The following is a 24123-nucleotide window of genomic DNA, read 5'->3' as shown; positions in this document are numbered from 1 at the left end:
GATTGATACCAACCGATTGGTTGGTTTTTTTTACGTATTCATACACTTTACCGTCTTTACGCTATAAAATTGACGCGGATGGATTGGTGCTATCCTCCATTGGTAAAAGCAAAGGCAGATGCTTCTACCTTTGCAGCTCTTTCTTTAATCTAGCTTTTCATCAAGCAAGGATCGAAGATCCTGTAGATCTTCTTTTGTGAGGGTTTCGTCTTCAATGAATTGTAGCATCATCGATTTTGTTGTGCCGTCATGAACACGTTTAATAAACGAATTGGTTTCTGCCCGCTTACACTCATCTTCTGAAAAAAGTGGTGTAAACGTGTAAAGTCGCTCATCTCGATTCACTTTGATAATCTCTTTTTTGGTTAAACGGTCAAGATGCGTGCGGATTGTTTTGGGCTTCCAGTCAACGAGCGCCTTGAGCTCTGTCACGACTTGACGTGCACTTTTCGGCGGATTTTTCCAGAGTACCTTCATCACTTCCCACTCTGCATCTGAAATGCTCGGCATGTTTTTACTCATTTACTCCAATCCCCCCTGTTAGAATTCCTTTATCTACTAAAATGGCTCGGGTTATATCAGCCGCACTTTGTCCCGTGGCCTCTTCATCACCAGCTAGATGCGTGGCAAAAAACAGCGTATCGTCTGTCGTTTCCACAAAACCCACAAACCAACCGTTCACAGCCCGTTCATTCACCACACCAGTCCCTGTTTTGCCATAAAATGCGGTTTCACCCGTTTGCTCAAGCAAGAGCGCGTCTTTAACCGCCATGACGGATTCCCCTTGAAACGGAAGTTCTTTGCTATACAACCGATGTAGCAAATCAACTTGCTCAACCGGAGAAATGGTTAACGAAGATTCGAGCCAAACTGGCGTCGGCCCCTCAATCGATTTGTTGCCGTAATTCAACTCGTTGATATAAGTCATCATCTGGTTAAGTGACATGTCTGCTTCTATTTTTTCAAAATACCAGTTAACCGAATACTGCATCGCGCTATTGAGGGTTTGTTGCTGGTTCCATTCAGGGTAATCATGTGCTGTCCCGTCCCAAGCGAGGACGGTATCTGGCTGAACGATGCCTTCTTCAAGCCCGATCAAGGCACTATAAATCTTAAATGTGGAGTTCGGTGAATAGCGTTGCTCACTTCCGGCTCGATTATGAATGAAATAATGATTCTCTCTAGCGCTGTAGAGCACAAAGCTTCCATCATGATCAGCAAAAAAGGAAGACAGCTCCTCATAGCTGGCATTTGAGTGATCAAATGAATATCTTTGCTCCTCTACCTCTCCTAGAGCAAGCCATGGCGTCTGCAGGACAATGAACAACACTACGAGCGTGTAAATAAGACTACCTTTGACCGTATCTTTTTTAGAAGAACTGCGGTAGTGAATAAGAGAATAAATGCGTGTCTCAATCTGTTTCTTCGTCCCGCCAACACCGAGTTCAAGCGACGAATGGGATTGTTTTTTCTCAATGAACTGAAGCAGCGTCCTCCCGTAAGCTTTGCGCTCGCACATGCCGATTGTTTCAATAACAGCTGCGTCACAGGCAAGCTCTCGGTCCATTACCATCTTTTTTCGTGCGAGCCAGACGAGCGGGTGAAACCAATAAACCATTTGGAGTAAGAGCGCGGTCGCATTTATCCGAGGATGGTGCAGCTGATGATGCTTTAGTTCATGCAGGAACATGTAACGAATCTCATCGGTAGAAAAAAGATTATACAAACCTTCCGGAACAAGGAGATAAGGACGGAGAATTCCGCATGTTACGGGTGACTCGATTGAGCCTGACTCCAATAGGCGTGGTTTCTTTTTAAGTCCTAGCTCCTTGACACAGGCGTCATAAGCGATCGTTAACCGTGAGTCCTTTACAGCTCTCGCCTTAGCAATTATTGTTTTTAGCTTAAAGAGGGATTGGAAAATAAGACACAACCCAAATCCGATTCCTCCAAGCCAAACCACGAATAAACCAGACTCAAGCCAGCCTAAATCAAACCTAGTAACAGACACGCTAAAGTCAGAAATCGTCATGTTTGTTGCTTCTGTCAGTTGCGCTTCTCCAGGAAGTTGAGGACGTTGCTCTACTCCCCTCGTCTCTCCAGCAAAAAAAGGAACGGCTTGAAGGGGAAGAAATGGGAGCAAAAGTACTACAAAGAGAAGAGACCAGAAACGATCCAACCAAATGGCCGGTAGTCGCACTAGTTTCATACCCTGACGAACGAGAAAAAGTGCGCTAATGAGCAACGTTAGCACTAGAAGTGTCACTAGCATTCGTTATACGCTCCTCCACTTGTTTCGTTTTTCGTTTATCATACCACGAATAAAAATCGTTTGACAGAATTAGATTACATTTGTAATATTGACTACAGTTGTAATCTTAATAACGAAAGGTTGATTGACATTGAAGAGATATGGAGCCATTTTTACATTAACCGTATTAGCTGCCTGCGGAACACCTGAGACAACCGAGCAACAGCAACCAGATGACGAGAACAGTGCAGCAGTATTTTCCGTGCTTGAAGATCACTATGATGCACGCTTAGGCGTGTATGCACTTGATACGGGTAATGGACAGACCATCGCATACAACGAGGATGAACGCTTTGCCTATGCTTCGACCCACAAAGCGTTGGCGGTTGGCGTGCTGTTACAACAGCTTTCCCTTGACGAGTTAGACACGCAGATCCTGTTTTCCGAAGCTGACCTTGTTACATATAGTCCGATTACTGAGCAGCATGTGGAGACGGGTATGAGTCTACACGAAATAAGCGATGCCTCGATTCGCTACAGCGACAATACAGCGGCTAATCTTATTTTCAATGAAATTGGCGGTCCATCAGGGTTTAAAGAGGCACTCCGAGAAATCGGAGATGAAGTGACGGAACCAGAACGAATGGAGACGGAACTAAATGATGTTAAACCTGGAGAAACACGCGATACAAGCACAGCTAAGGCTCTTGCGGAAAGCCTCTATGCCTTTTCACTTGGAGATGCACTTGACGAAGAAAAACAAACGCTGTTAAACGACTGGCTGATTCATAACACCACAGGCGATGCACTCATCCGTTCCGGTGTTCCTGAAGGTTGGCTTGTCGGCGATAAAACCGGCTCTGCTTCCTACGGAACACGAAACGACATCGGCATTATTTGGCCACCAGATGAAGATCCAATTGTAATCGCTGTGTTATCAAGCAAGGAACAAGCAGATGCTGAGTCCGATGATGCGCTCATTGCCGAAGCGACTGAAGCTGCCTTGCGCATGCTGATGGACGATTTCGAGTATGGAGCAAGCCAAACGCCTTAAGAGTTAGCTTAACTTGTTTGTTGTCCAGCGAACCAGTCCTACTCCGCTTTTAAATGAACGAGAAAACGTTAAATCATTGAAAAAACACGCCTGTTGATGGCGTGTTTTATCAACACTGTATTTTCCCAAAAGGTACTTCATAAGAATGTGTGTCATTCGATCCATTACAAATCTCGTTTGTTATGCTTGACTAAAAATCGGCAACTTTTGTTTGATAATGAAAGATATCCCTACTTAGTTCACTTAATTAACCTTAGGATATTCTATCACTATCCAGTCCAATTTCTAGCATCCCAAAGCTTTGCGTTTCTTAACGTATATAAGACAGCTGTCTTTCTTCTAATGCATCTTCAAGCCATCTTGGATGCATCAGCAAAAGATCTTCAGGTAACTGATTGCAATCAAAGTAACGCACATCTAATGTTTCTTCATTTCCCTTAATTAAATTCCCTCCCACAACTTCACATTCAAAACAATTTGTAATAAAGTGACTCACCTTTCCGTTGGGGTATTCAAAGATTTGTGAAGCTGGGTCAGAATAAACACCAATTAATCGACTCACTTTAACTTGTAAACCCGTTTCTTCCCTAATTTCTCTAATGATCGCCTCTTCAACAGTTTCTCCTGGTTCGACATGACCTGAAGGAATTCCCCATAAACCGTTATCGGCACGCTTCATGAGGAGAACGCGCTGCTTCTCATCAAAAATAATGCCCGCTACTCCCGCTTTTATATGATCTGGCCAAGAAAAGGAAGGAGAAATCCAATGCTTAATTTCAATCTTACGATCAAATAAACATTTTAAATTCGGTATCGTCACATCAGGATTTCGGAAATCTCTAGCAGACGGAAATTTAGTTGTCTCTTGATCTGATATTAAAATGGTTGGTATCCCTGACTGATGTGCTCCTAACACGTCAGTATATGGATTATCACCAACCATTACTATTCTATCGGATGAAGAGAAATCGGCCATCGCTTTTTCAAACATATAAGGGTATGGTTTTCCTACAATGATAGGCCTCTTCTCTGTTGATACGCGAATGGCTTCTACCATAGCTCCAACTGCAGGTAACGGACCTTCCGGAGTCGGATAGGTTCTATCTGGATTGGTCGCAACAAATGTTGCACCTTTATGAATGCACCGCGCTGCTAATTGGATGTCATGAAAAGACACATCACCATCCCACCCGACAACAACGGCATCAACGGTATCTTGGACGTCAATCGTAATACCAACCTGTTGACACTCCCATTTTAAATGTTCATCGCCTAAAACAAGTGCCGTTCTAATCTTTTCTTTCTGTAAATATTGCGCAGTCGCCCAACCTGATGTAATCACTTCTTCGTCACTTGCCTCTATTCCTAAACGATTTAACCGACTTACTGTTTTTTTTCGTGTTGTACAGGGATCATTTGTTAGAAAACGAATCATCTTTCGATCCCGCCGAAGACGTTCCAGTGTTTCTACTGCTTCTGGAAGTGGTTCGGACCCTATATATATCACTCCATCTAAATCAAAGAAAAATACATCAAATTCATCAACAATCATACGATCCTCTCCTTTGAACAGCTAAGAAACTTCACGATTTACTCTTGTGCTGGTTTTATTGATCGATACAGAACGAAGGGAGGGGAGTCCCATTCATTTTTCCATTGGTTAAATGTATGCTTTTGTTCAATCATCTGTAATTCCTCAGCGGGAATATCTCGCAATGTTGGTTCGATTTGTTCGATTTCCTGAAACCCTACTTTTTTAAGAAGTTCTTGATACATTGACTTTGGCCAGTGAAAATCATTTAAAATCAGGTCATCTTGATTCTCGATGTGTAGCCATTCTTGTCGCGCTTCTCCATAACTATACTTTTTTCCTGATAGACCATTTTGAAAGGTTGAAAACGCGATACCAGTTGAGTCAGGATTCGTATCTAAAATGACAAAAGGGGATTGAGGTTTTAGAACCCGATAAATCTCTTTCATAATGCGCTGAATTCGATCTTTCTTTTCTGTATTTATGAAAACATAACAGGCAATCGCTCCATCCACTGAGTTGTCCTTAATGAAAGATAAACGATCATCTTGAATTAAACGGTAGTCAATCTTTGGATGATCTCGTTTTTCAAAAGCAATCTCGAGCATTTCTTTTGATTCGTCTACAGCAATAATATTTAGATCCGTACGCTCAGCCAATCTATAAGCGACTTTCCCTGGTCCACACCCATAGTCAAGTATAGTTTTACTATCTGGATTTTCAATAAGGGCTTGGAAAACAAAACGAAACCCTAACGTTTGTTCAAGAATGTCATTGTACGCATCAAATTGATTCGCAACCATACCTTCTTTAAAAGAAGTCTTTCCCATAAGCAACCCTTCCTCCTCTATACCAATTGATCTATTCTATTTTTGTCTTGAAATACGAGGGCCATTTATTCATCATTAAATGTTGATAAACCGGTAGTAAATGACGAAACAAAGAGAAATCAATTGTTCGCTTATAAGCGATGTACTGATATAAACTAAAAAGATAAAGAACTTGTTTCCAATAATCCGCTATATCCAGTTGTTCAATATCTGAGCAAGACAATGTAATTAGGTCTTGTCTTAATAAAGATTCATAGTTTAATACAGTTTCAATTGCTGACCAATTATCTGTTAAAGGCATGGTAGGAAACTGAAACTGTGGCTTCATTTTTTGAACGTTAGACTTCGCTTCTTGGAGTACCCTTTCAGTCCATTCGTTATCCGATTGATAGACATGGATGGAACCGACATTATGAAAGTATGTACCTAAATCTAGTTGAAGCTCTCTTGCCATTAATTCTTGAATCAAAGTAAAAGAAAAAAGATCACTAACGATTCCACGGAAAGCATCATTTGCACGCATAAAAGACGCCATATATAGTTTATTTTCTCTTACAAAAAATTGTAATCCTACTGTACAAGAAACATCAATGTTCTCGGGAACCATAAGTTCAGTCGCGTCAAAGATCTGCAAAAATGCTCGTTTTGAATCAACGTCCTCATAGGTTAATAAATCTTTTATTTGCTTCCATTGATTCACTTTCGCATTCCCAAATTCAAATATCTTCGGTCCATACGCTGTACCTGTCAATACCTTTCCATTCATTGAATACTGGCTCATTTTCTTATTATAGTAGCTAATAAAATCAACACCATTATTTGCAGATAAGTACCATAACACTTCCGCAAAATTAAATACAATATTCGTCTTTCGACTTGCTAAATAACAAATACGTTCTACAGGGTTTTCAATACTCAAATGATGATTGAGTTTTTCACGGCTGTGGTTACCGCGTGGTGCGTTAAAAAATTGAGGATGGTGATAGGTTTCATATAGTGTTTCGATATAGGCTTCATGAAAGTTATTGAAATGCATATCTAATACCTCCTAAACGATTTGCAAATACACCTTATCAAGTTGACTGAAATAATCTTCTTCTGTTCGAAAACGGATAAACGTTACATTTGCGATCGTACCCAAACCATTTATTAAAAAGGCATAGTCTTTTTCTTCTTCTAACAATAGAACAATTGGTTTGTTTAAAGCGGAAGCCCAACCAATTTCTATATGCGTGCCTGGAGAAGCTGGTGCTCCTGGGAAAGCAACAAAAAGATCACATGCACTAATTTCTTTGAAATCAATTTCCGTACATTCTTCAGGCGTCATGAAATCTTTCCCCCAACCTTCGCGTTTGTGTGCATTATGGACTGAAAAACCCCTTGTTTCAAAAAAGGATATTAAATTTATTAATTTTTGTTTTTCATGCTTACCCATTATGCCTGTATTTGAATTAACCAAACTTTTAAAGGGACCCGCTAGAAACATTTTTTTACCTTGACTCATTCCTTATCACTCCTCCTATAAAATAAAAACCACTCCAGAATTGGAAGTGGTTTTTTGTTAACAAATAATAGCATTCAAAAAATTTTGATGCTCAACACTTCCCTCCGCTGGTATAAACCAGATCAGGTTCAAAGAGTTAAAGACTTTTAGCCTTTTCTCAGCTTTTAACACAAAAGCACCCCTAGTAATAGTTATTCTATTGTATAAAAAATTAATAATATTCCCTTTCATCTAAAGAGTAACATAAATAAATTGAAGAATCTACGAATTTTGAAATCCATTCGCGTATTTTTTGTTAAAATAATACATTAATTCCCAATGCTTCTCCCCTCTCTCACTCATTATTCACAAACGGAAATAAAACAGTCCACATAATAACTGCAACAATCAATATCGATCCATTCTAAATAACTTCTATTTGTTCGATACAGTCCAACTACCTCATATTTTGTTTTGACTCGTTCTTTTCACAGATAAAAAGACATCCAGCGTGTGCTGAATGTCTTTTTCCTTTACAACGGCAATGGTGCAACCGCTGAAATGAGTTGTTTTTCAATTAATTCCTGCCAGAATGCTTCTGGGATTGTCTCTTGTAACGCGTCGAGGTCTTCCTTAATGCGATCAGGTCGCGTTGATCCCGGAATAACCGCAGCGACAGCTGGATGCGCTGTTGAGAACTGGAGCGCTGCTGCTTTTAGGCTGACGCCGTGAGACTCTGCTACTTCTGTTAGTTTGTTTATTTTTATTTGAACGTCTTCTGGGATCTCACCGTAGTTATAGTGATCTCCGCCAAGAAGGGCACCTGAGCTATACGGTGCACCTACCACAATCGCTGAATTCGATTGCTCGACTTCAGGCATCATTCGGCGCAGTGTGTCTTCATGATCGAGAAGAGTGTATTGGGTTGCTTGTAAACTAATAGTTGGATGCACTTGTTCAAGTTGAAGAGCAAGCTCAATTGGGATGGTTGTGTTTACACCGAGACCCCATCCTTTTATGACACCTTGTTTCTTTAAGTCATCAAGAACAAGGAATGCACCTGTTCGCGCTTCTTCAAATTTGGCAATCCATTCGTCCCCGTGAAAATCAGGTGACAAATCGTGCACAAACACAAAGTCCAGACGATTTGTTTGCAGTCTTTCCATGCTTTGATCAATGGAAGTGTGCGTAGCCTCTGCCGAATAGTCGGTTGTAATTTTGTTCGTTCGACCATTCGTAAAGAGACCTTCTTTTTCCTCTGTTTCATCTTCTATGACGCGACCGATCTTTGTGCTTAGAACATAGTCATCTCGGTTTTGCTTGGAGAGAAACTTCCCTAAACGAAGCTCGGCCAGACCTGCCCCGTAAAATGGTGCGGTGTCATAATAACGAATGCCTGCATTCCAGGCTGCTTCAATTGTCGCTTGGGCTTCTTCTTCTGGCACTTCCCGGAACATATTGCCTAGGGGTGCTGTACCAAGTCCTATTTTTTGAGTCAGTAATTCGTTTATGTGATCCATATGTCATTCTCCTCCGTTTCATTCATATGCATCTTTTACCGTTCATCTTGAGGTTTAAACCTCTCATAAGCAGGATTTTTCTTCCTTTAAAAGCGTAGGATGAACAAGGCAGGGTAATGTTACAAGGTAAACAATACTATTTTGTAGAACTATTTAGTATAAAAACGGATAGAAGGTGACTACAAATGCGAATAGCCGCACTATATGATATACATGGTAATGATCGAGCGTTAGAAGCTGTTTTAAAAGTAATTGAAAATGAAAACGTAGATAAAGTCATTGTTGGTGGTGATTTGGCTTGGGGTCCACAACCTAAGAAAGTCATAGACAAACTGTTTGCATATAAAAACGAATTTATCTTTATTATGGGTAATGGCGATCGGGAGTTATTTGAACACTATAAAAACCAAAAACGAGTAGAAAATATGGTTGACGAATTAAATGAGTGGTGTGTTGAGCAACTATCAACTAAGCAACTTGAATGGTTAGGTTCATTTAAATTTTCACATGTAGAAGGTAATAATTTATTTATACATGGCTCTCCTAGAAGCGATACTGAGGCTATCAGGTTAGATACTCCTGAAAATGAAGTCTTTGAGATGATTAAAAATGTAAATCAAACTGTTATCATCTGTGGTCATACCCACATTCAATTTAAAAGAGATATTTACGCTAAAAAAGTCATTAACGCAGGCAGTGTAGGATTACAGAGCAGAGCCAAAGGAGCCTGTTGGTTGTTAATTGACGCTGATAAATATAATTTAAAGATCACTAAATATGATTTTAAGGTTGCGGCAAAAGAGATAATGTTGGATGGTTGCCCCTATAAAGAAAATTTTGCTGACCACGTTGAAAACCCTCCTTACGAAGGTCCGTAAAATACAATTCTAAATGTCTTATTTCAACTTACGGGTGCTCTAATATTAGAGAACTACGAAATTAAACTAAAATAAGGATACGCTTATCGGCTTCACTTTTCCATAATGCCCATGAATATAGGATTGTTGGTGTTCCTCTCCCTTGTTTGATCTCATTAATTTTGCCATTTTGTAATGATTATGTTAGTAAATTGGTTTGTGATTTATCGTGTATTCTTATGATTATTATCCAATTACCACCTTAAATATAAAAAAGATTGACACTATTTCGCGTCAATCTCTTCTTAAAACTAAATCATTCTTCTAATTTCTCTCAAACATCTTTACTCTATAATCTATTTTTTCTTTTACTTACTTTTTGGCTTTTGTAATTTCAAAACCTCAAAAGTTAGTAGAGGTATCATAATAGCACAGAATATTAAAAATGAAATTAAACTATTCAACAAATTACTTTCCAAATATTTTGATGGTAAGTATGATAGTAAAACGGCTATTAAAAAATAGATTATATATCTTAGAACTCTCATTTCGTTATATCAATCCACTCGTTACCGGGATACCAATCCCTTTTTTCAAAATGTGTGTTCTGATGGCATTAACAACACCATCTACAACTCCAATCGCAACATTAAAAACTGAACTCTTCATCTGTATTATAACCCAGATCATTTAGTTCATCATCATTTTATAGAGCAATCTACTAATGAAACTAGTTAACCTGAAAGAATATCTACATTTTGGTCATACTGCGCTTTCGTTTAAATAGGGTATTTGACCCTACATCTTTTAAGCTTGGTTGATCGTGTTGTACTCTACGACTAAAGTTGTAGACTGTGTGTGTCTTATGTTTGAAGTGATCAACTGGCATTTCCATTATAGTTTTATTAGACATCTACAACACAACGAATCGGAGGTTCTAGAATGATTAAAGGTTTATATGAAGCACATCTACCTGTAAGTAACATCAAGCAATCAATTGAATTTTATGTAGGTCTAGGACTTGAACTGGATCATACTCTTGAAGATAAACTAGCTTTTTTATGGATTGTAAAGAATGAAAGTTGGTTAGGTTTATGGCATACAAAAGAAGTCCATTATGAGTATCACCCTTCTATCCGACACATAGCTTTCCAAGTATCGTTAGAAGACCTAATGCAGTCAGTTAATTGGCTACATACTCGAGGTTACAAACCAAGAGAAGCCTTTGGATTTGAACCAATCGAGCCATTTGTCATGCCCCAAAAAGGATATGCACATGCAAAAATTCATTTTAATGACCCTGACGGTAACAGTTTAGAATTGATTTGTAAACTTGATAACAAAAGAGAACTGACTGAACGAATGTATTTAAGCGAGTGGCTTCAACTAAACCGCTAGCGAAGATACGTTTCAAACATACGAATGCGGACCAACAGGTTGTGTCTGACTACAACGTGTGAATTGAATAAGATTTATAAGGACTACTAAAAAGAGCAGTTGCCTAGGCGACTGCTCTTTTTACACGCTATGGGCGTTTCGTATAGTTTTGAATGACATCTACAATAGGATCATTGCGTGTGAAACTAGTTTCCGTTGCTGATGTTGCCCATTTTCTTCTAATATCTGCTTCACTGTCGGAGTAAATATCAACTTCCAACGGATTGCCTGTGTACATGCCCCAGCTACTTCCTTGACCGGTTACCTTATATGTCCAAGTGGTATAACTCCATCGTTGGTCATCATATACCCGTAACGCGTAATCCCAACTCTGTAGATTGCTAAACAATGTAAATTCTCCAACCAAAAGAGGGACAGGGTAATTGGTCCATTCATTAACCATCGTCACTTTTGAATCCACAAACTGTTTCTGATAGTCAAGGTTGTTAATGTCGTCCCATCCATAAAAGTGATACGAATAGACAACATTTTGCCAACCGTACAAGTCAGGGTGCGGAAGGTCCATCGGGTCCCAAATCGCTTCTATAATAATGATGTGATCTGGATCTTTTCTGCGAACTGCTCGATAAAGGCGATCATAAAAGTCAAACTGTTCCTTTCCACTTGCACCGCCAGGCTCGTTCAGTAAATCGTATCCAGCAATCCATGGATTGTCTTTATATCGTTCTGCAATACGCTCCCATAAAAAGACAGTCCGATCCATATTCTCAGCGTTCCCATATAAATTCCCTACGTCAGGGAACCGTGTGTCGCCGGAATGATCCTTTCCATTTTGGGAGCCAGGCGCGCCATGCATATCCAAAATAATATACAGTGCTCGTTTTTCCGCTTCATTTATAAACCAATCCATTCGTTCAAAAGCAGTTGCTTTTAGGCTACCGTCATCGTTTAACATTTCAAAATAAGTGAAGGGAAGCCGGATGACATTCATCCCCTCCGCTTTAATGCGATCAAAATCACTTTCTTGCCAGTACGTATCTTGAAAAAGGTTTAAGAGCTCCCAAGCTGTTTCTTCACCAAAGCGTGAAGTGAGGGTATCCATTGCGGTTTTTTGATCAGGTGCGTTTGTTGGTGACATCCAATTCTCCATAACCAGCCAACCACCAGCATTTGTTCCACGTAAAATGACTTCCACACCAGTACCAAACTCATTCCGCATTTTCTTCCCATCGGTTTTTAAAAACGGTGTATCCCCTGTTTGGATGGTAGTGCGTATAACCTTTTTTAGCTCTACCCCCGTATGCTCATTTTCAGCTTGCATGTCAGTCATTCAAATCCTCTCCTTTTTAAAGTAATACGGTTTATAGAGAAGATATATGAAAAAAAACAACAGTTTTTAAAATTTTTGAATGGAAATGCTAGCAGTGAAAATTGAATTACATTCTTCTTTTAGTACATAATAACGACAATGCTGTTTAAGGAGCTGAATGAATGAAAGTACCTATACTCATACTATTCGTTGCAACAATCCTTTCGACACCAATACAGGCTCATGGTGAATCAAATTCCCAAAGTCAACAAGATCAGATTATTGAATCGATACTGTTCGTCTCTATTTCCAACGAACTCAAAATGAAATTTGATAATCCAATGAGTTTCAGTTGCGTACATGGTCATTCTTTTAAGAAAACTTTAGAAGGACACCAATTCAAAGTTGATTTAGTTGCTTCTGACAATCACCATTCCTATGAAGTGAGAATGACATTCAGTGATGAGGAATTATATGGAGATTGGGACATTATAAAGTTTAAACAGAAAAAACGTAGTGATGATACGCATACATGCCACAGCTCTTAAACAATTTCAATATATAAAAATTCAGCACAAACCCAAATTTCCCCACCATATGCTTTTAAAAAAGGTTTACACGTATTTAGCTCTAATTACTTTCATATGGTGTAATTCGTGCCCGGCAATGCCATATGCAATGGCGCCTACCGATACCGAACTGTTCATTACAGTCCCACACCGAACCCACGCCTCATCATCAATGGTTGAGATTAGGCTTAACGTGTTGCCGCGTACCGCGTCTAAACCAACGAGTAACTGCTCCCACGATTGTTTGTTAAAGTGTGCTGCAGAAACATATTGATTCTGGTCCATTGCTGGGAGTGGTTCACTTTCATTTCGCGCAATGGCAAGCATGCGATACGCCATCACACGTTCCGAATCGGTCATATGCCCAATTACTTCTTTTAAAGTCCATTTTCCTGGAGCATATGCTTTTTTTGCTAACTCCTCTGACACGCTGCTTAGGAAGGGAATGTTCTCATTTCGTTGATTAGTAAGTATGTCTTTAATATCGCCATCAGGAACAAGGCTCACATACCGATCATGCTCTGGATTTTCAATAGACAAAGGGCGTGGACGCATAAACATCCTCCTTATTGGAATCATCATTTTGCTTTACCAAGTGTAAGACTGTCGTCGTTCACTTTTAGCTTCCTATCAATTATTTCAAACTCCCAAAAAATTCGCAATCCCATTCGTCTCTTTAGGTTGAGAATATATTCGTTTTGCTAGTAAATACCCATTAAGATATCAATTGCACGAATGCTTACGAGCCCATTATAATGAAACCCCCTCTTTCCCTTCGTCGTAGATTGACTAACTAGAACGATTCAAGGAGGGGCTTATCATTTTCGATTTCGGTACGGTATTGCAAGTGATCGCTTTTGTAGGTCTTGGTTTTGCCTTCTACTTACTTTTTCTTAGCGCCAAAGCTTTACGAAAATACTTAAAACATTAGCATCCTTAGCATCGCTATGAGGAGTGTCTCTTCCTCGTAGCTTTTTATTACTTAAAAAGCCCGAACGAAGTCACCTTCAATCGGGCTTTACCTTTTCACTTTACCTTTACCTCGTTCTAACATTTACTTGTTTAGTAGTATTGCCAATTCGAGCACCTGCAGCCCAAGTTCCCCGTGCATTAGAAGGTAGGGTAAAAGTGGTAGTTCCATTGCCAGCAGAATTTAATCTAATTGTTGTAGAAGCATGGACTGATTGACCATAAGGAGCAACAAAAACAGTTGCGGTAGCATTTGGAGTTCCATTTAGTACAGTTATTGCAATTCGATTTGTACTAGGTAAATAGCTTGCTGCAACATTGTGAGAATAAATGCTCACCTCTTCGTCATTGACTTCTTCAACTGTTTCACTAAAAGAGAATCCAGAGAATATGAAGAAAGCAATCATGACCAGACCCATCGTATGTAATCTATTTTTCATTGTTATTCACCTCCAATCTACATTAATTGTACATTAATCTAAAAATTCATTCAATAAAAACAATTTTTCTTATAAAATATTTTCAATAAGAATTCTATTTAACAGTAGCTGTCTATTTAATTCGACATTAATTTCATCTTTAGTCAGGGTGAAATTGTGACATTTTCTAATAAACTACCGAAACCCCCGTTATATCTTACTACCTTAAAAGCACAAAAACGACCAGACAAAAGTCTGGCCGTTACAGATACCTTTATTAAAATGTTTCCCTATCTTTTTTTGAAAGGTATGTGTCCACGTGTGTATAACGCTCTGCGTACTTACACGAAAAATCCCTAAAGGTTTTCGTTTACGTTGCCAGACCAACGTTATCGTAATCTTCTTCTTCCAAGTCACCGACAATTTCACTTAGAATGTCTTCCATCGTCACAAGACCGCTTATGTCACCTTGATCATTTGTCACCATCACCATATGGGTGCGTGTGGCTTTCATCTTTAAGAAGACGTCTTGTATGATCAAAGATTCTTTTACACGTGGGATGTGGTGCAAGTACGAATCGATCCCGTTGGCACGACCTGCTGCGATACTTGTGAGCATTTCTTTCGTGTTTACAAAACCAACGATCCTTGTTCCTTCTCGGTTTATAACGGGATAACGGGTGTATCCTTGTTGCTCAATGGTTGTTAAAATGTCATCGATCTCCATGTTTTCCTGTAACGTCACGACTTGCTCTTTCGGAATCATGATCTCGCTTAATGTTCGTCCATCAAATGAGAAGATGTTTTCCAAGTAAGCTAGCTCAGTTTGGTTGATTTGTCCGCTATTGTAACTGTCTGAGACGATAAGCTTCAACTCTTCTTCTGAGTAGACGGTCTCATGCCCTGCTGGTTTAACGCCAAACCACCCTAGTAACTTGCGGGCTGATCCGTTTAAAATGCGAATGAAGGGTCCCATGATGACCCCAAACCAGTAAAGGGGAGGTGCTAATAGAAGCGTCATCTTCTCAGGAAACTGAATCGCAAGTGTTTTTGGCGCTAATTCTCCAATTACCACGTGGAGAAAAGTGACGATAGCAAGGGCAATGGCGTAAGACATGGCGGTTGCCAATGCGTCTGGGACGCTGTAGTAGTCAAACACAGGTCGCAGGATATTTTGAACAGTTGGTTCACCTAATGCACCTAGCACAAGCGCTGTAATGGTAATCCCTAGCTGGCAGGCAGATAGGTAGTAATCAAGCTCATGTGCCACTTTCTTAGCAAGAACCGCTTTTTTGTTCCCTTCTGAAACGAGCTGATCAAGCCTTGACATCCGAACCTTTAAAATCGCAAATTCTCCACCGACAAACAGTCCGGTCAAAAGAATAAAGAGTGCGACAAGGGTTAGATTTACACTAATAATTGGGTCCAATTCATCCTTCTCATGTTGAGAAGGGTTCACCTCCGTATCATTTAAGTTGCTTGAGTAAGCTTAACTGGTTGGGGTTGCGTCCACTTTACTTTCTTAACATGGTGTTCGTCTGCTGCTACAACCGACCAAACATGGCCTTCTACTTCCATTTGAATGCCTTCAATCGGTCCATCCATGACGTGACTGTTTTGTAAGAGCCAGCCACCGATGGTATCCACGTGTTCGCGATCATGAAACACCAATCCAAATTGCTCCTCTAAATCATTTAACAGCACACGACCGTTAATCAAGTAATCGTTCGGTCCGACTTGTTCAATATCGCTTTCTTCATCCCGATCGAATTCGTCACGTATTTCCCCGACCAATTCTTCAATGACTTCTTCCATTGTGACAAGACCTGCCGTACCACCGAATTCATCAATAATGACAGCCATATGCACTTTTTCTTTTTGCATTTTGTGCATCACATCTTGAATGCTCGTTGCTTCAAAAATAAATGGAAGCTCGCGCATATAGGACTTAATGGATACATCTTTACCAGCAACAATCGCTTGAAGCATTTTCTTCGCGTTGACGACGCCAATAATATTGTCTTTGTCGCCATCTTCTATAACTGGGTATCGCGTATAGTTGTAGCGATCCATTAACGCCACGAGTTCCTCTATCGCCATGCCTTCATGGATGGTAATCATTTCTGTACGTGGCACCATAATGTCTTTTGCCACATGTTCGTCAAATGAAAAGACGTTCTCCATATATTGAAGTTCTTCTTTATCAATCGCGCCGCCTGCATAGCTTTGCGCCATAATAATTTTCAGTTCTTCTTCTGTGTACGCTTGATCATGACCAAGCGGCTTGACGCCAAACACTCTTAACAATGAACGAGAGGCACCATTTAACGTCAGAATAAATGGGTACATCAGTTTACCGAACCAAAACAATGGCCCTGATAAAAGCAAAGTCATTTTTTCCGAGAATTGAATTGCCAATGTCTTAGGCGCCATTTCCCCGATGACAACGTGTAAATAGGTCACAAGCAAAAACGCAACTGCATAAGAAATAGCAGATGATAAGGAATCTGACACATTAAAGAAGTCAAACAAAGGATACATCAAACTACTTACAGCAGGCTTACCAAGTGCACCTAAGCCTAAAGCTGTTACGGTAATCCCAAGCTGACAGGCCGATAAATAGTAATCGAGATTCTGCGTTATGGTTTTGGCAACAGTCGCCTGTTTATTTCCTTCCGCAATCAGTTGATCAATTCGTGAGCTTCGGATCTTGACGACCGCAAATTCAGAAGCTACAAAGAAAGCGGTTAATGCTAAAAATAGTACAATGAGCAAGAGATTAATAAATGTGCTTACTTCCAATGATTTCCCTTAAAGAAGGGATTCACCTCCAAGAATTGTTGTTTGTTTCAGTCACTCTCAGAAACGGATTCACTTTTCTCTTTAGCTCCTCAATCTTTTATGAATGACAAAGAGGGCAGCTTAGAAAAGCAACCGTTTCTTGCGCTAGTTCCGTTTGATTTCTGTTAAAAAGCGTCGCCTTCCCAATGGGTGTCCCTCCCTATCGTATACGTATTGTTGACTAAACACCTTTACGTTCGGGCTTCCTCACGCATTTGGTGTAAGAGGATTATAGCAAATTCTCTTAACCGGAAGCGGTTTGCGTCACATCTTACAAAATACATTTACACAAACTTTACAAAAGCCTGTCCCACACTAGTGAGACAGGCTGTTTTTTTAGATCAATTGAACGTAGGACGGATTCGCCGTAATATAGAGCCCGCTTTTTAATCGATACATGCGTGAGCCATTTACTGTTAATTGCTCGGCAATGGTGAACACTTCATTTCTTGAAACCGTCGTATAGCGTGCATTCCAATCCGGTCGATTGTAAACCCATAAGCTGTCGACAATAACGCGAAGTAGACGACCCTCCATCGGTGGTGCCGGTTCAGGGCTTGTACCTGCTCGAACATCCGCAATAAATTGATTCCAAGAAGGTAATAAATTTGCTGGACAGTTTTTGCCTGTCCAATGTTGGTGCGTAACAACTGAATTGATGCCAATTGATAGTTCATTCATTAATCGTCGCACTAAGGAAATGGCGTTTGCTCGTGCCTGCGGAAAGTTGCCATCTCGGTTTACACAAATTTCAATCCCTATTGATTGGCGATTCCCGTTTGCACCAGCGTGCCAACCGATTTCGTTAAAAGGCAAGTGTTGAATCGCTTGAGTATCATCCACCGTCACATGCCATGAGACTTGTCTTGCCTGAGCATCTGCCCCCTTTACGTAACGTGCATGCATTTCGGCATTTGCCCCATTAGACGTATTAGCGGTCTCATGAACCGTAATATGCGTTGGGCGTAAAGCAGTCTGCGGACGATTTGAATTTGATTGTGGGATAAAATCTTGTTTTAGTTCCATTATCGTTTTCCTCCATTCTGTTGATGTGTGCTTCTCTCTAGTTCACGAATCGCATCTGTTAAATGTTCAATTCGTTTTTCAAAACGAATCAATAAATAAACAGCCACGAGCGTGGGAAAACCAAAGTTCCCTAATAAAATTGCCCAATCAGGTAGATTTTCCATATGATGTTCCCCCCTCTACTAGAAAAAGAGAAAGCTTCGCAAAAAAATCAATCATGGGATGGAGAAAAGTATAAAATGGTGATTGGGAGGGTAAGTCGAGGTGGTGTTTGATACGATCAAGCGGCGCCAGCAGGACTTTATAAAGGATTAAAAGCGACCAACGTTATGGAAAAGCCTTGTTTCTAAACCGTTTAGGTGCTTTTTTTATTTTCCCAACCTAAACACACAATTAGTTCACATTATTTCGTTATCCTTGTTGTATAGTTAGTTCAACAAACATTATATTATTATAATCGAAATGAGGAATGACCATTGAAAACAGATCCACCTCGATCGTTAAAGCGTTATGGTACGGTTTGGCGATGGCATTTTTACGCTGGTCTTATCATTGCACCCATTTTACTTCTTCTAGCGATTACAGGAGGCATCTACTTGTTTAAAGGGACGATTGAAGCTTCCATCTACAGCGAGTATTACGATGTGCGTCCTAACCAAGATGGTGTGACGTATCCGCCTAGTGAGTTGATCGCAAATGCGCTCACTGCTCACGAGAATATTGCAACGGTTACCTCTTATTCCCCTAGTGAAGAAGCCACTCGATCTGTTGCTATTGGCGCTTCATTTGACGACGGGGCATCCGGCACCGTCTTCATGAATCCATACACTGGGGAATCGTTAGGGGTGCTCATGGATCAAAATCGAGTGATGGAACGGTTAATAGAATTACATAGCGAGCTGATGCTCGGAACGTTTGGGGATCGAGTTGTTGAGCTCACAGCTTCGTGGACCATTATTTTGATCGCTAGTGGCCTTTATTTGTGGTGGCCAAGGCGCTCCAAACCCAACCTCTATGGGGTCTGGCTACCGCGGGTGCGAAAAGGTAAGCGTGTTCTTGTTCGCGATTTACACGCAGTGCCTGCTGCGTGGCTATCCATTGGCCTCTTGTTTTTCGTTTTAACAGGAATGTTGTGGACTGGTTTTTGGGGAAACGGGGTGCAGCATATAGCCACAAGTACAGGACATGGCTATCCCCCGTCTATTTGGGTAGGTGATGCTCCGCAATCCTTAACAGAGGATGTGGCAGAATCAGCCTGGGCTGCACAGAAATTACCTGTACCGCTTTCTGGAAATGAGCAAGGGTATGAACAGGTTTCGATTGATGACGTGGTCACAACAGGACTGCACCGGGAATTACACCCGAGCTACACCGTTTACTTTCCAAGAAGTGAAACAGGCTCCTTCACGCTTTCTGCCTTTCCTGACCAAGCAAGAGACGAAGCGACGATGTATGTGGATCAATATACAGGAGCTGTTCTCGCCGATTATCGGTATGACGACTATGGTCTAGTTGGAAAATGGATGGCAACGGGGATTACGATTCATAAAGGGCTTGAATTCGGACTTCTTAATCAGTTGTTCGGCTTACTCATTTGTATCGGCTTAGTTGGCATCATTGTATCAGGGTTTTTCTTATGGAGACGTCGGAAGCCTCAACATCATATGGGTGCTCCGAAAGCAAACTCCATTCGTCATAACCGGGCTTTGCTCGTCATTTTACTCTTATTTGCTGTTGTGTTTCCACTTGTTGCCCTTTCTCTTCTCGTTGTGTTCTTATTGGACGTTTTCCTTATTCAAAAAAACAAGCGTCTCAAAGCGTTTTTCCACGCATAGGAGGTTGATAACATGCGACTACTTTTCACCATCATAAGCATGACTGTTTTCCTGTCTGCTTGTTCCTTTACCAGTAATAACCCTGAAGCGTACACAGCGTTTCAACCGCTTCAAGTACGTGTCGAATTACCAGATTCTATCTCAGAAGGAGGGAAACAAACGATTTATGCCTCCGTTTCTCAAGGAGAGGAAGAGATCACAGATGCCGAACTTGTTCGATTTGAAGTTTGGTCCAATAATCATGAACAACATGAGTATGTAACGGCTACTGCTGAAGGAAACGGAATTTATGCAGTGGAAGTCGATTTTACCCAGGAAGGACTCTATTTCGCCAAAGCCTTCACGCAGGTTGGTGACTTATATGCGATGCCGACAAAGCGTTTTGCTGTCGGCAAGATCACACCTGAAGAAGCGGAGTATTTACTAAACGGCTCTTCACAACCATTTTCAAACGATCATGCGCACCATTAGAACATGCACACTCTTTTGTAAGAAGCATAGACGATGCAACAAAAAGACGAATGATCCCGTTGGCGGACATTCGTCTTTCGTTCATGGTACGGTTTCCTTTTCATCGCTAGTTGTACTGCCCTTCATTAGGCGCCGTGGTTGTTCGATACCATTTGCCTATTTACTAAATGATGATATAACGTATTTTTCTTGTATAAATCCTCATGGATTCCTTGATCTGTTACTTCTCCATTTTCCATCACTACAATGTTGTTTGCGTTTTGAACAGTTGAGATCCGGTGCGCAATGATTAACGTTGTTCGATTTCTCATTAACTCGTTTAACGCGTCTTGAACTAGCGCTTCCGATTGTCCATCTAAGTGCGCTGTTGCTTCATCGAGCAATAGGATATCCGCGTCTCTTAAGATGGCTCTTGCAATGGCGATCCTTTGTCTCTGTCCACCGGATAAGCGAATGCCTCGTTCGCCTACTTCCGTGTCCAATCCTTTTGGTAGCGCCATGATATCACTCATTAAGTTCGCTTTGTTTATGGCTTCGTAAATGGCATGGTCGCTTTTTGGTTGCTTTAACCCATAGGTTATATTCTTTCTTATACTCCCGCTCATAATCGGTGACTCTTGACTAACGTAAGCTATTTTCCTTCTCCACTCTTCTAATGTATAGGAATAGATGGAATCACTATTATAGAAAATGTCACCCTCATCAATTAAATAGAAGCGTTCTAGCAGAGAAAACACTGTGGTCTTACCAGTCCCACTAGGTCCTACTATAGCCGTTACATGATCTTCTTCTGCTGTAAAGCTAATTTTTCTTAAAATCTTTCTCTCTTGGTCGTACGAAAACCCTACATTTGAAAAGCGAATGCCTTTAAAAGCATGTTGGTTCTTTCTAACAGACTCTTTCACTGAAGCAACGGTGCCTTCATGTTTTTCTTTCAATAGTAAATAAACCCGCTCAGTCGCACCCATCGCTTTCTGTGCTTGCGTAAAAAATTGTGCCATCATTGAAAGAGGGTTGATAATTTGGAAGATGTAAAAGACGACCGCGACCAACGCACCTGCTGACAGACTCCCTGTGGCTACTTGATAGCCTCCATATCCAATAATCATAACGAGTACAAGTAGAATCGTTGTTGTCATTAATGGAGCAACAACAGCTAGTATTTTTCCAGTAGATAATCCGTGACGATAAAGGTTGGTAGCGCGCTTAGCACCTTCAGCTGCCTCTTGCTTTTCAGCAACAGAAAATTTCACTAATCGAACGTCTCCTAGTACTCTACTTAAGTCGCCTTGAAAAGAAGCCGTCTCCTGTTGTAGGTTTCTTGAAACGTTGTACATTCGTTTTCCAAGAGGCTTTATCACAAAGAACGCTAATGGAAAAATGACTAAAAAAAGCAGTGCCATAGACCAGTTTAGAACAAAGAGGATGATAAAAGAGCCGACTATCGAAACCAGTCCTGTAAAGAAAGGAACTAAATGATCAATAAAAAAGTTCTTCATCACATTCGTATCGTTCGTAATGCGGCTCATAATTTCGCCGGAATTGTTTTTGTCGTAAAACGTAAGCGGCAATCGTACAACTCGATTCCACAAATCGTCTCGAAGACGTAAAATCACTTTTTCTCCGATATAAATCATTAAGTACAAGGATAGACCAGATAAAACAACTTGAGTAACGAATAAAAGTACTAACCCCGCAAGTAGGAGCCCATTAAACGATTCTTCGATAAGTAAGTTCACAAGATCCATAGCAATTAAGGGAATGACTAACGACAGCCCTGTTTGTACCAAGGAAAGTGTAAAAGCAATTGTTAGGAGCATTCGAGACGGCCTATAGGTAGTAAAAATTCCAACAAACTGTTTATACGATAACGTTTCCATAGTGAATGTCTCTTTTCATAGTTAGAGTTTCAGTCGTGGGACCACTTCAAGTTGAAAAAAGAAAGAAAAACAAAACCTCTGTAATTCCTTATAAAGGAAACCTTCATTAACTCCACGTATGTCTCTATTTATTTCCGTAAAACAGCCGCTATAAATTCACCATCTGCTTTGTACGTTTCACCGTTCACGTCTGCATACACTTGTTCAAGTGTGAATCCAGCTTCTTCAATCTCTTGTCTTAAGTCTTCAACACTAAAGTATTGATTCCAATAATGATAGTTAACGATTTCCCCGTCTTCAAACACTAATACGGTTTTTTGAAGTGAGACATTATTAGGATATTTCTCAGTAGATATTAACCCTAAATGCTTTTTTCTTGATAGCATACTATTTTTACTTGAGAGACTCCATTCTCTCGATTCTTCGAAATCTGCAAAACTTTTATCTGACAATACGTCTAGCAGCACGAATCCTCCAGGTTTAAGAGCTCTATACATGTTCGATAGTACCTTTTTTCTTTCATCAGGCTTCAAAATACCGAAGATTTGATAAATCAATAGGGTTGAATCAAATTCTTCTTCATAGTTAATCGTTAAGAAATCTCCACAGTGATAGTCAATGGGGAGATTCTTTTTCTCCGCTTCTTTTTTCGCATACTCAATTGAATTCTCAGCAAAATCTATGCCCGTCACCTTATATCCTCTCTCAGCTAACTTTTCTGCGTACAGTCCCGGTCCACAGCCAAGATCGAGAATGGATTGGTGGTTCGTTAACGGAGCTAACTCACATATAAGGTCAATGGACTGCTGAATAAAATGAGCATCTTTACTTGCACCGTCCATTGTTTCATCCAGATGTGACTGTAAGACAAAATCAGCACGATCCGGATCAAGCCAAATATCTTGCGACCCTTCTTCAAACACTTCAGGACTCTTTACAACTTCTAATAACTTGTCCATTTCTACCACCCTCATTTGAGTTTTTATTGCAAACCGACTATACTATATGCAAGTTGTTAGCCAAACGGACTAACAACTTGCATCATAATTAACAATCGTTGCTTGCTGTTGACCAGCCTACTGCGGTTGTTGTTATGGTCACTGTAGCTGGCGATTTTTCAACGCTCCATTGCCCGTGGTCGTTTGAATGAGTTGCCAGCTTTTGTAATTCTAATACTTGATTCATGTTGGTACCTCCTATTATAAATATCCTATTATTAGCAATCGTTACTTGCTGTTGACCAACCTACTGCCGTTGTCGTAATGGTCACGGTTGCTGGCGATTTTTCAACACTCCATTGCCCTTGACCGTCTGAATCATGCGCTAATTTTTGTAATTCCAAGACTTGATTCATATTCGTCACCTCCTTTAGAGATTCCCACTTACTTTTAACAGCCGTTGCTTGCTGTTGACCAACCTACTGCCGTTGTCGTAGTTGTAATGGTTGCTGGTGATTTTTCAACACTCCATTGTCCTTGACCGTCTACTTCATGTGCTAATTTCTGTAATTCTAATACTTGATTCATGTTTCTCACCTCCTTCGTAAATGTACCTTTAGCAACTATTACTTGCTGTTGACCAACCTATGACCGTTCTTGTTGTTGTAATGGTTGCTGGTGATTTTTCAACACTCCATTGTGCTTGACCATCTGAATCATGTCCTAATTTTTGTAATTCTAATACTTGATTCATATTGGTACCTCCTCTTATCCATAACCTATCATTAACAATCGTTGCTTGCCGTTGACCAGCCTACTGCCGTTGTTGTGATGGTCACGGTTGCTGGTGATTTTTCAACACTCCACTGTCCTTGACCATCTGCATCATGTGCTAGTTTTTGTAATTCTAATACTTGGTTCATGTTTCTCACCTCCTTTACA

At 40.4% G+C, this 24123-nt stretch carries 27 protein-coding genes and 1 riboswitch; of the genes, 6 read left to right on the top strand and 21 right to left on the bottom strand.

Annotated features, from left to right (window positions below; genetic code table 11):
• Window positions 1-144 precede the first annotated feature (144 nt).
• Window positions 145-522, bottom strand: a complete 378-nt coding sequence (gene blaI / locus PQ477_RS10765; protein ID WP_274271733.1) for a penicillinase repressor BlaI — start codon at window positions 520-522, stop codon at window positions 145-147.
• Window positions 515-2272, bottom strand: coding sequence for a BlaR1 family beta-lactam sensor/signal transducer (locus PQ477_RS10760; RefSeq protein WP_274271732.1), 1758 nt, complete (start codon window positions 2270-2272; stop codon window positions 515-517). Before PQ477_RS10760 ends, blaI begins: the two co-directional genes overlap by 8 nt.
• A gap of 124 nt (window positions 2273-2396) precedes the next feature.
• Here PQ477_RS10760 and bla point away from each other — a divergent pair, with 124 nt between their 5' ends.
• Entirely contained in the window at window positions 2397-3305 is a 909-nt protein-coding gene (gene bla / locus PQ477_RS10755) for a class A beta-lactamase (protein ID WP_432813874.1), read from the top strand.
• 310 nt (window positions 3306-3615) lie between these two features.
• Here bla and PQ477_RS10750 read toward each other — a convergent pair whose 3' ends face one another.
• From PQ477_RS10750 to PQ477_RS10730, 5 genes are all read right to left on the bottom strand, one after another.
• Entirely contained in the window at window positions 3616-4857 is a 1242-nt protein-coding gene (locus tag PQ477_RS10750; RefSeq protein ID WP_060704119.1) for an HAD-IIA family hydrolase, read from the bottom strand.
• A gap of 38 nt (window positions 4858-4895) precedes the next feature.
• A complete protein-coding gene (locus tag PQ477_RS10745) occupies window positions 4896-5666 on the bottom strand; it encodes a class I SAM-dependent methyltransferase (RefSeq protein ID WP_274271728.1) in 771 nt (256 codons plus the stop codon).
• Between the two features lie 31 nt (window positions 5667-5697).
• A complete protein-coding gene (locus PQ477_RS10740; protein ID WP_274271727.1) occupies window positions 5698-6702 on the bottom strand; it encodes a thymidylate synthase in 1005 nt (334 codons plus the stop codon).
• Window positions 6703-6714: 12 nt separating this feature from the next.
• Window positions 6715-7170 (bottom strand): nucleoside 2-deoxyribosyltransferase, encoded by a 456-nt coding sequence (locus tag PQ477_RS10735; protein WP_274271726.1) that lies wholly within the window; start codon window positions 7168-7170, stop codon window positions 6715-6717.
• 82 nt (window positions 7171-7252) lie between these two features.
• Window positions 7253-7363, bottom strand: a riboswitch (TPP riboswitch).
• 319 nt (window positions 7364-7682) lie between these two features.
• Complete coding sequence (locus PQ477_RS10730; RefSeq protein ID WP_274271725.1) at window positions 7683-8669, bottom strand: aldo/keto reductase; 987 nt, start codon at window positions 8667-8669, stop codon at window positions 7683-7685.
• Window positions 8670-8854: 185 nt separating this feature from the next.
• Here PQ477_RS10730 and PQ477_RS10725 point away from each other — a divergent pair, with 185 nt between their 5' ends.
• Together PQ477_RS10725 and PQ477_RS10720 are read left to right on the top strand one after the other, a co-directional pair.
• On the top strand, window positions 8855-9547 hold the full coding sequence (locus PQ477_RS10725; RefSeq protein WP_274271724.1) for a metallophosphoesterase family protein: 693 nt from the start codon (window positions 8855-8857) through the stop codon (window positions 9545-9547).
• A 921-nt stretch (window positions 9548-10468) separates the two neighbouring features.
• On the top strand, window positions 10469-10924 hold the full coding sequence (locus tag PQ477_RS10720; protein ID WP_274271723.1) for a VOC family protein: 456 nt from the start codon (window positions 10469-10471) through the stop codon (window positions 10922-10924).
• A gap of 127 nt (window positions 10925-11051) precedes the next feature.
• Here the strand turns inward: PQ477_RS10720 and PQ477_RS10715 are convergent, their stop codons facing one another.
• Window positions 11052-12254, bottom strand: coding sequence for a glycoside hydrolase family 5 protein (locus tag PQ477_RS10715; RefSeq protein ID WP_274271722.1), 1203 nt, complete (start codon window positions 12252-12254; stop codon window positions 11052-11054).
• 161 nt (window positions 12255-12415) lie between these two features.
• On the opposite strand from PQ477_RS10715, the gene PQ477_RS10710 reads away from it, so the two are divergent.
• Window positions 12416-12781, top strand: coding sequence for a hypothetical protein (locus tag PQ477_RS10710; protein WP_274271720.1), 366 nt, complete (start codon window positions 12416-12418; stop codon window positions 12779-12781).
• 66 nt (window positions 12782-12847) lie between these two features.
• Here the strand turns inward: PQ477_RS10710 and PQ477_RS10705 are convergent, their stop codons facing one another.
• From PQ477_RS10705 to PQ477_RS10680, 6 genes are all read right to left on the bottom strand, one after another.
• A complete protein-coding gene (locus PQ477_RS10705; protein ID WP_274271719.1) occupies window positions 12848-13357 on the bottom strand; it encodes a DinB family protein in 510 nt (169 codons plus the stop codon).
• Window positions 13358-13839: 482 nt separating this feature from the next.
• Window positions 13840-14211 carry a hypothetical protein gene (locus PQ477_RS10700; protein WP_274271718.1) on the bottom strand — a complete coding sequence of 124 codons (372 nt, stop codon included), beginning with the start codon at window positions 14209-14211 and terminating at the stop codon, window positions 13840-13842.
• Window positions 14212-14560: 349 nt separating this feature from the next.
• Window positions 14561-15619, bottom strand: a complete 1059-nt coding sequence (locus PQ477_RS10695; RefSeq protein WP_274271717.1) for a hemolysin family protein — start codon at window positions 15617-15619, stop codon at window positions 14561-14563.
• 41 nt (window positions 15620-15660) lie between these two features.
• Window positions 15661-16992, bottom strand: coding sequence for a hemolysin family protein (locus PQ477_RS10690; protein ID WP_274271715.1), 1332 nt, complete (start codon window positions 16990-16992; stop codon window positions 15661-15663).
• Between the two features lie 375 nt (window positions 16993-17367).
• Complete coding sequence (locus PQ477_RS10685; protein WP_274271714.1) at window positions 17368-18057, bottom strand: N-acetylmuramoyl-L-alanine amidase; 690 nt, start codon at window positions 18055-18057, stop codon at window positions 17368-17370.
• Entirely contained in the window at window positions 18057-18221 is a 165-nt protein-coding gene (locus PQ477_RS10680; protein ID WP_078440252.1) for a YvrJ family protein, read from the bottom strand. The genes PQ477_RS10685 and PQ477_RS10680 overlap by 1 nt, the downstream gene beginning before the upstream one ends.
• 312 nt (window positions 18222-18533) lie before the next feature.
• Between PQ477_RS10680 and PQ477_RS10675 the strand changes: the two genes are divergently transcribed.
• Window positions 18534-19892 carry a PepSY-associated TM helix domain-containing protein gene (locus PQ477_RS10675; protein WP_060704123.1) on the top strand — a complete coding sequence of 453 codons (1359 nt, stop codon included), beginning with the start codon at window positions 18534-18536 and terminating at the stop codon, window positions 19890-19892.
• A gap of 12 nt (window positions 19893-19904) precedes the next feature.
• Window positions 19905-20363 (top strand): FixH family protein, encoded by a 459-nt coding sequence (locus PQ477_RS10670; RefSeq protein ID WP_060704124.1) that lies wholly within the window; start codon window positions 19905-19907, stop codon window positions 20361-20363.
• A 125-nt stretch (window positions 20364-20488) separates the two neighbouring features.
• On the opposite strand, the gene PQ477_RS10665 is transcribed toward PQ477_RS10670, so the two are convergent.
• From PQ477_RS10665 to PQ477_RS10635, 7 genes are all read right to left on the bottom strand, one after another.
• A complete protein-coding gene (locus tag PQ477_RS10665) occupies window positions 20489-22243 on the bottom strand; it encodes an ABC transporter ATP-binding protein (protein WP_274271711.1) in 1755 nt (584 codons plus the stop codon).
• A gap of 128 nt (window positions 22244-22371) precedes the next feature.
• Entirely contained in the window at window positions 22372-23202 is an 831-nt protein-coding gene (locus tag PQ477_RS10660; RefSeq protein WP_035396686.1) for a class I SAM-dependent methyltransferase, read from the bottom strand.
• Window positions 23203-23290: 88 nt separating this feature from the next.
• A complete protein-coding gene (locus PQ477_RS10655) occupies window positions 23291-23428 on the bottom strand; it encodes a class III lanthipeptide (protein ID WP_164468423.1) in 138 nt (45 codons plus the stop codon).
• Window positions 23429-23459: 31 nt separating this feature from the next.
• Entirely contained in the window at window positions 23460-23597 is a 138-nt protein-coding gene (locus PQ477_RS10650; protein WP_164468412.1) for a class III lanthipeptide, read from the bottom strand.
• Between the two features lie 34 nt (window positions 23598-23631).
• Entirely contained in the window at window positions 23632-23769 is a 138-nt protein-coding gene (locus PQ477_RS10645) for a class III lanthipeptide (RefSeq protein ID WP_164468413.1), read from the bottom strand.
• A 28-nt stretch (window positions 23770-23797) separates the two neighbouring features.
• Window positions 23798-23935, bottom strand: a complete 138-nt coding sequence (locus tag PQ477_RS10640) for a class III lanthipeptide (protein WP_186370712.1) — start codon at window positions 23933-23935, stop codon at window positions 23798-23800.
• 31 nt (window positions 23936-23966) lie between these two features.
• Window positions 23967-24104: a class III lanthipeptide gene (locus tag PQ477_RS10635; RefSeq protein WP_186370711.1), complete on the bottom strand. Its 138-nt coding sequence runs from the start codon at window positions 24102-24104 to the stop codon at window positions 23967-23969.
• Window positions 24105-24123 lie beyond the last annotated feature (19 nt).

This window comes from Shouchella hunanensis (assembly GCF_028735875.1).
Taxonomy (GTDB): domain Bacteria; phylum Bacillota; class Bacilli; order Bacillales; family Bacillaceae_D; genus Shouchella; species Shouchella hunanensis.
This window is presented reverse-complemented; position numbering and strand designations above follow the sequence as displayed.

Excerpts from the sequence above, each read along its gene's own strand:
- PQ477_RS10680 (WP_078440252.1), bottom strand. The coding sequence starts at position 18,221 with ATGGAAAATCTACCTGATTGGGCAATTTTATTAGGGAACTTTGGTTTT.
- blaI (WP_274271733.1), bottom strand. The coding sequence starts at position 522 with ATGAGTAAAAACATGCCGAGCATTTCAGATGCAGAGTGGGAAGTGATG.
- PQ477_RS10640 (WP_186370712.1), bottom strand. The coding sequence starts at position 23,935 with ATGAATCAAGTATTAGAATTACAAAAATTAGGACATGATTCAGATGGT.
- PQ477_RS10725 (WP_274271724.1), top strand. The coding sequence starts at position 8,855 with ATGCGAATAGCCGCACTATATGATATACATGGTAATGATCGAGCGTTA.
- PQ477_RS10740 (WP_274271727.1), bottom strand. The coding sequence starts at position 6,702 with ATGCATTTCAATAACTTTCATGAAGCCTATATCGAAACACTATATGAA.
- PQ477_RS10700 (WP_274271718.1), bottom strand. The coding sequence starts at position 14,211 with ATGAAAAATAGATTACATACGATGGGTCTGGTCATGATTGCTTTCTTC.
- PQ477_RS10660 (WP_035396686.1), bottom strand. The coding sequence starts at position 23,202 with ATGGACAAGTTATTAGAAGTTGTAAAGAGTCCTGAAGTGTTTGAAGAA.
- PQ477_RS10710 (WP_274271720.1), top strand. The coding sequence starts at position 12,416 with ATGAAAGTACCTATACTCATACTATTCGTTGCAACAATCCTTTCGACA.
- PQ477_RS10655 (WP_164468423.1), bottom strand. The coding sequence starts at position 23,428 with ATGAATCAAGTATTAGAATTACAAAAGCTGGCAACTCATTCAAACGAC.
- PQ477_RS10715 (WP_274271722.1), bottom strand. The coding sequence starts at position 12,254 with ATGACTGACATGCAAGCTGAAAATGAGCATACGGGGGTAGAGCTAAAA.
- PQ477_RS10720 (WP_274271723.1), top strand. The coding sequence starts at position 10,469 with ATGATTAAAGGTTTATATGAAGCACATCTACCTGTAAGTAACATCAAG.
- PQ477_RS10750 (WP_060704119.1), bottom strand. The coding sequence starts at position 4,857 with ATGATTGTTGATGAATTTGATGTATTTTTCTTTGATTTAGATGGAGTG.
- PQ477_RS10670 (WP_060704124.1), top strand. The coding sequence starts at position 19,905 with ATGCGACTACTTTTCACCATCATAAGCATGACTGTTTTCCTGTCTGCT.
- PQ477_RS10645 (WP_164468413.1), bottom strand. The coding sequence starts at position 23,769 with ATGAATCAAGTATTAGAATTACAGAAATTAGCACATGAAGTAGACGGT.
- PQ477_RS10730 (WP_274271725.1), bottom strand. The coding sequence starts at position 8,669 with ATGGATCACATAAACGAATTACTGACTCAAAAAATAGGACTTGGTACA.
- PQ477_RS10760 (WP_274271732.1), bottom strand. The coding sequence starts at position 2,272 with ATGCTAGTGACACTTCTAGTGCTAACGTTGCTCATTAGCGCACTTTTT.
- PQ477_RS10635 (WP_186370711.1), bottom strand. The coding sequence starts at position 24,104 with ATGAACCAAGTATTAGAATTACAAAAACTAGCACATGATGCAGATGGT.
- PQ477_RS10745 (WP_274271728.1), bottom strand. The coding sequence starts at position 5,666 with ATGGGAAAGACTTCTTTTAAAGAAGGTATGGTTGCGAATCAATTTGAT.
- PQ477_RS10735 (WP_274271726.1), bottom strand. The coding sequence starts at position 7,170 with ATGAGTCAAGGTAAAAAAATGTTTCTAGCGGGTCCCTTTAAAAGTTTG.
- PQ477_RS10650 (WP_164468412.1), bottom strand. The coding sequence starts at position 23,597 with ATGAATCAAGTCTTGGAATTACAAAAATTAGCGCATGATTCAGACGGT.
- PQ477_RS10685 (WP_274271714.1), bottom strand. The coding sequence starts at position 18,057 with ATGGAACTAAAACAAGATTTTATCCCACAATCAAATTCAAATCGTCCG.
- PQ477_RS10665 (WP_274271711.1), bottom strand. The coding sequence starts at position 22,243 with ATGGAAACGTTATCGTATAAACAGTTTGTTGGAATTTTTACTACCTAT.
- PQ477_RS10705 (WP_274271719.1), bottom strand. The coding sequence starts at position 13,357 with ATGCGTCCACGCCCTTTGTCTATTGAAAATCCAGAGCATGATCGGTAT.